Genomic DNA, 261 nt, shown 5'->3' on the forward strand with positions numbered 1-261 from the left:
CTTTTCCTTTATTCATGAGAAGGTAAGCCCGCTGTATTGTGCGGACAACGGGCGTCCTGCCATTGATCCTACCGTGTTGTTTAAAATGATCTTTCTCGGTTATTTCTATGGCATTCGCTCAGAACGGCAACTCGAGCGAGAAATTCAGACGAACTTGGCTTATCGCTGGTTTTTGGGGCTGGGTTTAACCGATAAAGTTCCGGACCATACGACCATCAGCTGGAATCGCCGGACCCGTTTTAAGGACACCACGATCTTTCA

The 261-nt window shown here is 47.9% G+C and carries 1 protein-coding gene; it reads left to right on the top strand.

Annotated elements, in window-relative coordinates:
• Window positions 1-261, top strand: a 261-nt coding sequence (locus LCF57_RS27015; protein ID WP_226003427.1) for a transposase, incomplete at both ends; no start/stop codon positions are given.

It is taken from the genome of Paenibacillus sp. BJ-4 (genome assembly GCF_020404765.1).
GTDB lineage: Bacteria > Bacillota > Bacilli > Paenibacillales > Paenibacillaceae > Paenibacillus.